Annotated in this window: 9 protein-coding genes and 1 pseudogene; 5 read left to right on the forward strand and 5 right to left on the reverse strand. The window is 71.9% G+C overall.

What is annotated here, in order from left to right:
• Positions 1 to 287: 287 nt before the first annotated feature.
• Both AV521_RS08795 and AV521_RS08800 read right to left on the reverse strand, forming a co-directional pair.
• A complete protein-coding gene (locus tag AV521_RS08795; protein ID WP_076085980.1) occupies positions 288 to 1,784 on the reverse strand; it encodes an FUSC family protein in 1,497 nt (498 codons plus the stop codon).
• A gap of 199 nt (positions 1,785 to 1,983) precedes the next feature.
• A pseudogene (locus AV521_RS08800) lies at positions 1,984 to 2,847 on the reverse strand (FUSC family protein); the annotation flags it as partial.
• A gap of 230 nt (positions 2,848 to 3,077) precedes the next feature.
• Here AV521_RS08800 and AV521_RS08805 point away from each other — a divergent pair.
• The 3 genes from AV521_RS08805 (at position 3,078) to AV521_RS08815 (ending at position 6,358) form a co-directional block, all read left to right on the forward strand.
• Positions 3,078 to 3,554 carry an Lrp/AsnC family transcriptional regulator gene (locus AV521_RS08805; protein ID WP_179022949.1) on the forward strand — a complete coding sequence of 159 codons (477 nt, stop codon included), beginning with the start codon at positions 3,078 to 3,080 and terminating at the stop codon, positions 3,552 to 3,554.
• 27 nt (positions 3,555 to 3,581) lie between these two features.
• A complete protein-coding gene (locus AV521_RS08810) occupies positions 3,582 to 4,271 on the forward strand; it encodes an HAD family phosphatase (RefSeq protein WP_076085983.1) in 690 nt (229 codons plus the stop codon).
• 623 nt (positions 4,272 to 4,894) lie between these two features.
• On the forward strand, positions 4,895 to 6,358 hold the full coding sequence (locus tag AV521_RS08815) for an MFS transporter (RefSeq protein WP_076085986.1): 1,464 nt from the start codon (positions 4,895 to 4,897) through the stop codon (positions 6,356 to 6,358).
• Between the two features lie 45 nt (positions 6,359 to 6,403).
• On the opposite strand, the gene AV521_RS08820 is transcribed toward AV521_RS08815, so the two are convergent.
• Positions 6,404 to 7,186 carry a LysR family transcriptional regulator substrate-binding protein gene (locus AV521_RS08820; RefSeq protein ID WP_076085989.1) on the reverse strand — a complete coding sequence of 261 codons (783 nt, stop codon included), beginning with the start codon at positions 7,184 to 7,186 and terminating at the stop codon, positions 6,404 to 6,406.
• 130 nt (positions 7,187 to 7,316) lie between these two features.
• On the opposite strand from AV521_RS08820, the gene AV521_RS08825 reads away from it, so the two are divergent.
• Both AV521_RS08825 and AV521_RS08830 read left to right on the forward strand, forming a co-directional pair.
• Positions 7,317 to 7,718, forward strand: a complete 402-nt coding sequence (locus AV521_RS08825; protein WP_076085992.1) for a DUF5997 family protein — start codon at positions 7,317 to 7,319, stop codon at positions 7,716 to 7,718.
• A gap of 395 nt (positions 7,719 to 8,113) precedes the next feature.
• Positions 8,114 to 8,731 carry a LuxR C-terminal-related transcriptional regulator gene (locus AV521_RS08830; RefSeq protein WP_305965153.1) on the forward strand — a complete coding sequence of 206 codons (618 nt, stop codon included), beginning with the start codon at positions 8,114 to 8,116 and terminating at the stop codon, positions 8,729 to 8,731.
• A gap of 124 nt (positions 8,732 to 8,855) precedes the next feature.
• On the opposite strand, the gene AV521_RS08835 is transcribed toward AV521_RS08830, so the two are convergent.
• Both AV521_RS08835 and AV521_RS08840 read right to left on the reverse strand, forming a co-directional pair.
• On the reverse strand, positions 8,856 to 9,695 hold the full coding sequence (locus AV521_RS08835; RefSeq protein WP_076085994.1) for an N-acetylmuramoyl-L-alanine amidase: 840 nt from the start codon (positions 9,693 to 9,695) through the stop codon (positions 8,856 to 8,858).
• 1 nt (position 9,696) lies between these two features.
• Positions 9,697 to 11,187 (reverse strand): DUF6519 domain-containing protein, encoded by a 1,491-nt coding sequence (locus AV521_RS08840; protein WP_076085996.1) that lies wholly within the window; start codon positions 11,185 to 11,187, stop codon positions 9,697 to 9,699.
• Positions 11,188 to 11,240 lie beyond the last annotated feature (53 nt).

Genomic DNA, 11,240 nt, shown 5'->3' on the forward strand with positions numbered 1-11,240 from the left:
ATGCCCTGACCTGCTACTACGCACCCGCCCTGGACTGACGTGGACGCCCAAAGACGGTCTCTACAACCCGTGCCAGGTGGTACCGAGGTCAGCTCTGACCGCCAGTCAGCTCCGCACTCGCCACACAGCCGGACCCGAAGCGGATCAAGCCCATTCAGTACACGCACACCCCTGGCAGACACCGCATGTTCCAGGCCTTTGGCCGACTACCCACTCGGCGAATCGCCATCGCGTAGTGGGCGCCGTCACGGAGCACGAGCCTCGTAACTCTCCCGGGGCGGCGGCCGTCAGGCCGTGACGGGGCCTTGCAACGGGACCGCGAGTGCTTTCAGTGCCTGTTCCAGGCCATGCAGATGGGCCAAGGCCAGTTCGCCACCGGAAGGATGCGGTGCTGCAACCGCCGCATGACCCTCGCTTGGCGTGGCACCGGGCGTGATGAGTGCCTCCACTGCTGCCTCCACCCGCCAGCACGCTGCCGCAAGTCTCGCGTCGTGGGAAGCATCCGGATCCGCCGCGACCGATGCCAGGCCACGCACCTCCCGGGCACACCGGTCCAGCAGCTCGATCACCTGACGGGCCCGCGCTTTACGCGCCCGCAGCGGAGTGAACGGGTGCAGCAGCGGCGCCAGCGACAGCCTCACCCTGCCCAACAGCAGCTCCAGTTCAGCGACATACCGGGCCGGATCCGCAGCCGGAGAGCCGGCCAGGCGGGCCGCAGCCTCAGAAGTGCACGCATGGACACAGTGCAGCGCTCGCTGGATCCACGCGTCAGTGGTGGCGTGCGTGGTCACCGGCAGTACCAACAACACCGCGAGCCCCGCGCCGAGCGCCCCCACCCCCGTCTCCATCACACGCAGAGCAAGCAGCCCCGGATTCAGCACCCCCAACAGGCCATACAACAGCCCGGCCATCACCGTCACCGCCAGCATCATCCACGTATACGACACCGCCGCCGTGTAGAAAATGCCGAACACGCAGACCGCGACAAGCGCCGCGGTGGGAGCACCAGCCCCATCCAGCGGCACAGCGATCACCAGGCCAATGGCAATACCGATCACCGTGCCCAAAACCCTGCGAAAGCCCCGCACCAGGGTCTCGCCCCGCGAGGTGGTGTTCACGAAAATCCACCACACCGCACCCACAGCCCAATACCAGCGCTCGTGCGACACCAGCTGCCCCACCACCAGAGCGAAAGCGCCGCCCGCCATCCCTTGGATCGCGTGGCGCGTGGTCACCCGGGCAAAACCCGTACCGCCCGGCGCCACCACCGCAACAGCAGGCGGCGACAGCCGCCGCTCGTAACACCACAGGCCAAAGCGCACCGCCGAGGACGCCAGCAGGGCAAGGCCCACTGCCGCATAAAGCTCCGGCAACTGGCCCGGCACCGCATGCAGGAACTGCGCCGCGAAAAACATCATGAACGCGAAAGTCCCCAGAGCGTGGCCCCGCGGCCCCCACCGGCGGGCATACATCCCCGCGCCGAGGACGGCAACAAAGGCCACGTCCCGTATCCACGCGTATTCGTGCAACACCGCCGCGAGAGCCAGCACCGGAAAACCTGCCACCGGCAAGAGCACCGTCGTGACCGCCTGCCCCCGCACCGAGCCATCGGCCACCGTGAACAAGGCGAGCAGCGCGGCAAGCCCACCAGCGATCGCCGCCGGCAGCGACTGCGTCGCCAGATCCGACACCGTCACCGCCAGACCGACACCCAGGACACCCCGCGCAGCACTGCGCAACCTCAGCCGCCCCGGATCCGGCGCAACGAACACCCGCTTCAACACGACATCTCCCTGACACCCAAAACGATCAATCCACGAAACTGACATGCAGTCAGGAAGGTCAGCAAAAGGTCAGCATCCGTCCACCCACAGACTGCCGAAGATGCCCACACCCGCACATCAAGCGACACCAAGAAAACCGTGCCTGGTCTGCGAAAACACGCCCCAGGCCCGCTATCCTCGCGACCCGCCTGGTTGACGCTACGAAGAACATCATCCAGGTGCAGGAGACGGCGGCCGTGCAGAAGATGCCGAAGACGGCGACGGCGACGAGAACGGCCGTCGGGACCGGTGCCCCGTGCACGGGTACGGCGACGAGGAAGCCCAGGCAGATGCCGATCACCGTGCCGAGGACCCGGCGGAAGCCACGGACCATCGTCTCGCCGCGCGAGGCGGTGTTGACGAAGATCCACCAGGTGGCACCGACGGCCCAGTACCAGCGCTGTCCGGACACCAGCTGGCCCACGACCAGCGCGAAGCCCGCGCCCGCGGTCGCCTGCACGGCCTGCCGCGTGGTCACCCGGGCCAGGCCGTGGCCGGCGGGCGGGGCAGGTACGGCGGCCGGGGGCAACCGGCGTTCGTAGCACCACATGCCGAAGCGCACCACGGCCGCGCTGAGCACGGACAGCAGGACGGCGGCGTACAGCTCGGGCAGCTGCGCCGGGGTGGCGTGCAGGAACTGGGCCACGAAGAAGGTCATGAACGCGAACACACCGAGGCTGTGCCCGCGCGGACCCCAGCGGCGCGCGTACACCGCGGCGCCGACGACGGCCAGGAAGGCCAGGTCACGGGCGACCGGGACGGCGTGCAGCTCGGCCGCTGCGGCGAGCACCGGCACGCCCACGGCAGGCAGCAGCGCGGTGGTGACCGCCTGTCCGCGCACGGTCGGGTCGGCGACGGTGAACAGGGTGAGCAGCGCGGCGAGCCCGCCGGCGACCGCGCCGACGAGGGAGTGTCCGGCGAGAAGACAGACGGTGACCGCCAGGCCGATGCCGAGGACGGCCCGCGCGGCGAAGCGCAACCGCGCCCGGCCCGGGTCCGGAGCCACGAACACCCTCTTCAGCACTGCTGCCCTCCCCATGGAACACCGGCACAGAAAAGGCGCCGCGGGGACCCGCAGCGCCATCGACGCGTCCATGAGAGCATCCCCGAGGTCACTGGCTCAAGTGTCCCCTGAATCGCTGAGCCATTGGTCCAGCAGAGTGCGGTCCATCGTGCCTACCGGAAAGCCAACGGACCAGGTCGGGCGGCATACGCGGACGCGCGTCCGCTGAGCCATTGGTACAGTCGTCCATCATGGCCGTGGACGAACTCGACACCCGCATCCTGCGGCTGCTCCTGGAGCAGCCGCGCACCAGCGTGCGCGAGTACGCCCGCGTCCTCGGCGTCGCCCGCGGCACGCTCCAGGCCCGGCTGGAGCGCATGGAGCGGGACGGCGTGATCACCGGCACCGGCCCCTCCCTCTCCCCCGCCGCCCTGAGCCATCCGGTGCTGGCGTTCGTGCACATCGAGGTCACCCAGGGCCACCTGGACGACGTGGGGGACGCGCTGGCCGCCGTACCGGAGATCGTGGAGGCGTTCTCGATCACGGGCGGCGGGGATCTGCTCGCCCGGGTGGTGGGCCGGGACAACGCCCATCTGGAGGACGTCATCCAGAAGCTGATCAGCCTGCCTGGCGTGGTGCGCACCCGCACGGAGGTGGCACTGCGCGAGCGCGTCCCGTACCGGCTGCTGCCCCTGGTGGAGTCGGTGGGCCGGGCAGTCCGCACCTGACGCCCCGGCCCTTGGCATGCTGACCGTATGAGCCGGCCCGGCGCCCTTGCGGCCATCTTCGATCTCGACGGAACGCTGGTGGACAGCGAGCCGAACTACTACGAGGCGAGCCGGCAGATCCTGGCCGAGCACGGCGTGCCGGACTTCTCCCGGGCGGAGCACGAGAGCTACATCGGCATCAGCACCCTGGAGACGGTGGCCGGCCTGCGGGAGCGCCACGCCCTGCGCGTCTCGCTGGACGAGTTGCTGACCGCGACCAACCGGCGCTATCTGGAACTGGCCCGCACCCGCACGCGCGCGTACCCGGAGATGCGCAGGTTCGTGGAACTGCTGGCCGCCGAGGGCGTACCGATGGCGGTCGCTTCGGGCTCCTCGCCGGAGGCCATCGAGGTGATCCTGGCGGGCACCGGCCTGGACGCGTTCCTGCGCACGGTCGTCTCGGCCGACGAGGTCCCCCACGGCAAGCCCGCACCCGACGTCTTCCTGGAGGCGGCCCGGCGGCTCGGCGCGGATCCCGCGCACTGTGTGGTCCTGGAGGACGCGGCACCGGGCGCGGCCGCCGCCCACGCGGCCGGCATGCGCTGCATCGCGATCCCGTACGTGGCCGCACAGGCCGACGCCCCCGAGTTCGCCACCGCGAGCCTGCTCCTGCGCGGCGGCCAGACGGAGTTCACAGCGCGGTCGGCGTACGCGTGGCTCCACGGGACATCCGCCTGAGCAGCAACATCCGCACCCGACGGGACTGTTGACAAGCGGGCCATGATCTTCGGGTACGCGCGCGGGTACGACGTCAACCGGCTGCTCCGGGTCTTTCCGGGCCAACGCGGGCCTGAACACCGGCGGTGCCGTCGCGCTGTTCCTCGGCCCGGTCGACCTGCTCGCCCGCGATCCCGCCTCGGAGCCCCTGAAGGCGAGCCTGTACGGCAATGCCTCGCCCTCCGGCAACCTGCTGCCCTCCCCGGCTCCGGTACCGGGCTCCCCGCTGCGCCCCGTTCTCAGGAGGCACCGAGGGCTCCACCCGCGCCTACGTCCGCCGCTGCGAGCCCGGGGGGCTCCGGCGGCCTCGACTCCGGCCTCACCGGCCCCGCCCGGTCCGACGGCACCACGTTCCTCGACGCGGTGTGGGCCGGGGCACCCTTCCGGAGCAAGGGGACGCTGCTCGCGCATGTCGGGGACGTGGTGGACGCGTGGGTGGCGGACGGGCTGCTGGAACGGGCTTACGGTGCTGCGGTCGCGCGAGGCGTCGTACGTGTCCTGAGGGTGTGTCGTACCCGGTCGGCGGGGGTGGAGCGGGGAGTTCCCGCCGTGCGGGGGGCGCGATGGCTGCCTAGCGTGATCCCATGACCACAGACCGAGCCGGCCCGGACCGGCACGACCGACGGTGGAAAGCGCTCGCCGTCTGTCTGACCGCGGCTTTCATGACGTTGCTCGACACGTCGATCGTGAACGTGGCGCTGCCCTCGGTGGAGCGCGGACTGCGCGCCAGCACCGCCGACCTGTCGTGGGTGATGTCCGGATACGCCCTCACCCTCGGTCTGGTCCTGGTCCCGGCGGGACGCCTCGGCGACCTGCGCGGGCGGCGTCGGACGTTCCTGACCGGGCTCGCCCTCTTCACCCTCGCCTCGGCGGCCTGCGGGCTGTCCACCGGCGCCACCTGGCTGGTGCTGTTCCGGCTGGTCCAGGGGGCATCGGCGGGCCTGATCGCGCCCCAGACCTCGGCGCTGATCCAGCAGATGTTCCAGGGCGCGGAACGGGCCCGCGCGTTCGGCTTGATGGGCAGCACGATCGGCATCTCCACGGCCGTCGGACCACTGGCGGGCGGGCTGCTGATCGAGGCGGCCGGCGGCCCCGACGGCTGGCGCTGGGTGTTCTACGTCAACCTGCCCATCGGCGTGGCCGTCTTCTGCGCGGGACTGCGGCTGCTGCCCCGCTCCCCCGGCTCGCCGGACAGACGCGAGTGCTTCGACGTGCCGGGCGTCCTGCTCCTCGGCTCCGGTGTGCTCGCCCTGATGCTGCCCCTGGTGCAGCAACAGCAGTGGCAGGGCCGGCTGAAGTGGGCCCTGCTCCCGCTCGGCGCCGGACTGCTGGCGGCGTTCTGGGCCTGGGAGCGCCGACAGGGGCGGCGCGACCGCGCACCGCTGGTCGACCTCGGGCTCTTCTCCCTGCGCTCCTACTCGCTCGGCGCGCTGCTGAGCCTCGTGTACTTCGGCGGCTTCACGACGCTGTTCTTCGTCTACACGCTGTTCCTGCAGAACGGCATGGGCTACGGCGCGCTGGCGGCGGGCCTGTCGTCCATGCCGTTCGCGGCCGGGTCCGCGGCGGGGGCCGCGGCCGGCGGCCGCCTGGTGGTGCGCTTCGGACGCAAGCTGGTGATCGCCGGGCTGTGCACGGTGGCGGTGGGGATGCTCGGCGTCGTCACGGCCGTGCACTGGGTACCGGGGCGGGGCGTGGCCTGGGCGGCCGCGTTCCCCCTGCTCGTCGCCGGCATCGGCTCCGGCCTGACCATCGCCCCGAACACCACCCTCACGCTGTCCCTCGTGCCCGTGCGGCGGGGCGGAGCGGCGGGCGGGGTGCTGCAGACCGCGCAGCGCATCGGCTCGGCGGCCGGTGTCGCCGTGGTCGGCTCGGTGTACTTCGCCCACCTGGCCAACCACGCCGCCCCCGCGACCGCGCTCCAGTACGGCCTGCTCACCTCCGTCGCCATCATCCTGCTCGCGCTCTGCCTGGCCTTCGCCGACCTGCACGAACGCCGGGCGCATCCGCAGGCGGAGCGGAAACGGGAGGCGGCACGGCAGGAGGCGTAGGGGCCCAGGAGGCGTGGCATCCGGCTGAAGCCGCCGCTCCGGTTCTCACGACCTCCGGCGCGGTTTGCCCCGCTTGGGCTGCTGCCTGGCTCCCGCTGTGCGCGTGTTGCCTCCCGCCGCGCGGGTGCGGGGGGTGCGGCCCGTGGCCTTCGCCGCCGGCTTCTGCCGGGTGCCCTTCGGTTCGGAGCGCTGCCGGCTCTGCTCGGCCGGAGGCTTGGCGCGGCCGCGGGTGCTGTTGACCGTACGGCCGCGGACGATGCCGATGAAGTCCTCCACCAGGTCGGTGGTGGCCTCCTCCGGCCAGGACAGGGCGATGCTCGACTGGGGGGCGTCGGTGACCGGGCGGTAGGTGAGGTCCTTGCGGTGGTAGAGGCGGGCCAGGGACTGCGGGACGACCAGGAGACCGACGTTCGCGGCCACCAGCTCGATCGCGTCGGGTGTCGTCGCGGGCCGTTCGAAGGCGGGCTCACCTGGTGGGCCGGCCCAGTCGAAGACGTCGTCCAGGGGGTGGAAGAGCACCTCCTCGGCGAGGTCGGCGACGGTCACCTCGTCCGCGGCCGTGATCAGGTGGTCCTTGGGGACGACGACCACCGTGGTCTCCGTGTAGAGGGGGATCGCGCTGAGGTACGTACGGTCCACGGGGAGCCGTACGAGCCCCGCGTCGGCCTCGCCGGCCCGTAGTACCTCGGGCGCCTGCGCGGCCGGGACCTGGACGAGGGTGAGCGGGATGTCCGGCAGGCGCTCGTTCCAGATCCTCACCCATTTGGCGGGAGTCACTCCGGGTACGTACGCCAGCCGGAACGACGGTGATTCCTCCGAGCCTGTCACCAGGCCAGGTTACCGGCCGTGGCCTGCCCTCGGTCACCGGCGGTGGCCCGCACCAGGTCAGCGGCCGCGGCCCGGCCTCCGTCACCGGCCGTGGTCGGCGGCCGGGTACGCGGCCCTTACCCTTGACCTCATGAGTTCGCAGCAGAGCACCCAGTCGATGAAGCCCGCGACCGCGGCGAAGAAGCTGGGTGTGTACCTCCCCGCCACCCCCGCCTCGTTCCAGGAGGGCGTCGTCACGCGCGCCGAGCTGAACGAGTTGGAGGCGAACCCGCCGGAGTGGCTGAGCGAGCTGCGGCACAACGGTCCGCATCCGCGTCCGGTGGTCGCCGCGAAGCTCGGCGTGTCCATCGCCGGCCTCGCGCGCGGCGGGGTCACCGAAGCGCTGACCACCGAGCAGATCGAGGCGCTCAAGCAGGAGCGGCCCGAGTGGCTGGAGAAGGAGCGCGCCACCCAGGCCGGGGTCCGCAAGGAGGCCACGCGGATCAAGCAGCTGAAGAAGGAGAAGGAGCAGCGCGCCGCCGAGCGCGACTGACCTCCTCCGTTCTCACACAACCGCTTTTCCACAACGCCCTCCGGCCTCCGGAGGGCGTTGTCAGTGCTCTGCCCTACAGTTCCCGTCACTTGATCAACGCGGGTGCGGGGAGGCGCACGTATGGGGTGGGTGTCGGCCGGTGACTACGAGGTCGCCCTCGACGACGGGAAGGTGGTCTGCCGCAACGCGTCCGGACGGCACCTGTAGTCGGTGCCGCCGAAGATCGCCGACGATCAGGGCCTATGAACGCATGACGGCGGTCGCCGTGGCGGCGCTGCACGAACGGGATCCCGCGCGCCTGTAGCCGATGCTCGCCGGTGCCCTCGCGGATCTGTGCGGCGGCGAGGCGGTCATCCACAAGCTGGACGAGTGGAGCGAGCACGAGGGCACGATCGGTGTGGCGCCCGACGCTGCCGCCGTCGAGCTGCAGCGGCTCGGGGACGCGGATCTGGCACTGCTGCGCGCGGGCCACCCCCGCCCACCACTACGCGCACAGGACCGACCGGACGCCGGTCGGCGCGCACCGGGCGGTGGGCCGCGCCTGGCCGGACAGCGCGACGGCGCGTCTGCTCGGCGACGTGTGGCATGTCGACCACGTGCTGGGCGTACCGCTCCCCGACAGCACCGCCCCCGTCATCGGGTGCCTCGTCTGCCGGGCCGGTGCGGACTTCGCCGACGGCCGGCTCGCCATGGCGGAGCGCGCACAGCCACTGCCGGCGGCCGTCGAGCGGCAGCGGCAGCTGCTGGAGGAGTGGCGGCGCGTGCTCGGCCCGGCCGGAGCGCCGGACGAGCGAGCGGCGGACTGTGCGCTGACGCCCCGCGAGACGACCGTCCTGCTGCTGCTCACCGGCGGGCTCACCACCGACGCCATCGGCCGTCGCCTCGGCATCTCGGTCCGCACGGTGCACAAGCACGTCGAGAACATCTACCGCGAACTGGGCACCCGCGATCGCGTGGGTACCGTACTGCGGGCCCAGCAACTGGGCCTGGGGCCAGGGCCCGGTCCCCCCTGAGCCTGGGCCTGCCCTCCGGGATTCGTCACCGTGGACCGGTCCGCGCCGGAACCGAGCCGACCTGAAGGGGTGTCAGCCAACTTGTCCCCCACCAGGACGGGCGCATGGCCCCGGGGCCGCCGGGTCAGTGTTCCTCCGGAGGCGGGGGCGGTTTGGCGCCGTGGGGCGCGGAGTCGGGGAGGAAGAAGTCCAGGAGGGCTTCGCGGACGGGGTGGTGCTGGCGGGGCTCGGCCGTCGCCGCGGGGTCCTGTGCGCGTGGTCGGGGTACTGGATCGGCCGCGGCGGGCGGCTGCTCCGGCGGCGTCGCCGAGGACTGGTCCGACGGCGGAGTCAGGAGCGCTTCTCCGGTGGCTGAGGCGGTCGCGATCGGCACCGACAGGAGATCCCGGACGATCTCCTCGGCGCGCTCGTGGCGCGGGCGCATGTCCGAGACGGAGATGCCGTAGGGGGCCAGGACGCGTGGGAGGAGGGAGTCCTGCCACTGCGCGATGCGGCGAGGGCCCGGGCAGGACTTGGGGATGGGAGTCCAGGGGCCCGGCGAGCCGAGGAGCGTGTGGTGGGCCAGGCCGGGGTCGGCTGAGGTCCGGCAGGCTCGGTGGGCGATGGCGGGATGAGAGCGCATCAGCCACCAGTGGAGGCGGATCAGGGCGTCCAGCTGGGCGTCCGTCCAGGGCTCGGAGACGTGTCCCTCCGTCGTGATGGACACCGCGCCGGTGCCGTCGGAGCGGAGGTTGGCGCGGTACGCAGAGTCGGCGGGGTCGGACGTGTCCAGCCACTGGGTGATCTTTCCGGTGGCGGACACGCCGAAATGGCTCCAGCCGCGGGCGCCGGGCCGGCGGAAGCGGACGTCCACAGCGGGGAGGGTGGCGTTCGCCGTGTGGACGATGATCTGGGTCGGCTGCAGGGGTGAAGGCGGCTTGGGCCGGGCGAGGAGCCGGACCGAGGCGAAGGGGCAGAGGGGCACGTCAGTTCTCCTCGGTCTCCTGGGGGTGCGCGCTCACGTCCGAGAGCGGCGTGGCCAGGGGGCGGAAGACACTGCGGAGGTCGGAGTGGGAGTTCTCGCCGGTGATCCAGGCCAGCGGGGCGTAGTGGACGTCGATCCCGAGCGGGAGCTGGAGGAGGGGGTCTCCGGCGGCGTTGGCCGGCCACTCGACGGCGCCGGTGACGGTGCGGGTCGGAACCAGCCAGAAGTCGCCGGAGCGGTAGGAGCCGCCGGGGTTGAAGTAGACCTGGAGGCCGTCCTCCAGCTCGATCCAGGCGCCCTCCTCGACGGGCAGGGCGCCGCCGTCGGTGCGCGGGCGGTGGCCGGGGGTGCCGGTGGAGGCATGGTCCCAGCGGCGGAGGAAGGGGTGGCGCTCGGGCAGCGCGCCGATGCCGGGAAGAGGCTCGGCGGAGAGGCGGACGCGGCGGCCGGGGAGGTCGATCTCCTCGACGCTCAGCAGGGACGCCGGCTCGCCGCGGCTGGTGTAGGCGGAGTCGCAGACCTCGACGCGGTCGCCGACGTCCAGGGTGAGCTTGTCGTCGTCGCCGAGGGTGGACAGCGCGACCCAGGTGCCGTCGAGTTCGGCGATCGGGAAGACGACGCTGCCGTTCTCCCTCGACCACTTGAAGGTCGCGCCGCGCTCGGCCGTTCCGCCCTGGTGGATCTCGATGCGGTAGAGCTGGTTCTCCGGGCCGCGGTAGCGGGCGTCGGGCCGTACCAGGCAGGGCTCGTCCGCCGCTCCCTCCGGCCGCTCGGCGCGGGCGGCCAGGCGGCCGGTGGAGCGCTGGGCGTCGGTCCATGTCTTGAAGGCGGCGCGGACGGTGGCCGGTCCCCCGTCGCGAACCTCCAGGTCCTGGGCGGAGAGGGTGAGTACCTGCCAGACGGTCTTGGCGCGCGCGGCCGTGTCCGGCATGGCGGCACCGAGCGCGACCTCACGGATCTCGGGGTCCTCGACGGCGGTGACGCTGCGGTCCCAGACCTTGAGGTAGGCCAGGAAGGGGAATGCGGAGGGAAGTTGGTCGCTGTGCAGCTCGGGGTCGCGGTAGGCGTCGGGCTGGTTCCAGTACGTCCAGGTGGCGGGGACGGGGGACGGGATGACGCCGTCGCTGTCCGCGCCGTCGCCGTCCAGCGGCGGCAGGCCGCCGGTGGGGACCGCCGGGACCGGCTGGGGGCACGTGGCGTCGAGCGGGATGCCGTCGACGTAGTAGCGGCCGCCGCCGATGGTGAGGTCGTCCTGGTCGTGGGTGCCCTTGACGTAGGCGATCTCGAAGCCGGGGCCGTCGTGGCCGTCGGCGCTGTGGGCGGGCCCCCCGTCGGGTCCGATCAGGTCGCGGGCCAGGGTGCGCGAACGGAAGAGCTCTATCGCCGTCTGCTCGTTGGCGTCGGCGTCCAGTTGGACGCGGCCCTGCTGGGCGAGCACCGCGGAGTAGTGCTTGCCGGGCTGGTAGGTCAGGCGAGAGAAGTCGCCGTACATGGTCCCCCTCAACTTTCGTGTGCTGTTGCGCCGATGGGTGTTCTGCGTCTGCG

Origin of the sequence: Streptomyces sp. IMTB 2501, from assembly GCF_001953885.1 — a bacterium.
In the GTDB taxonomy this organism is placed as follows: Bacteria; Actinomycetota; Actinomycetes; order Streptomycetales; family Streptomycetaceae; genus Streptomyces.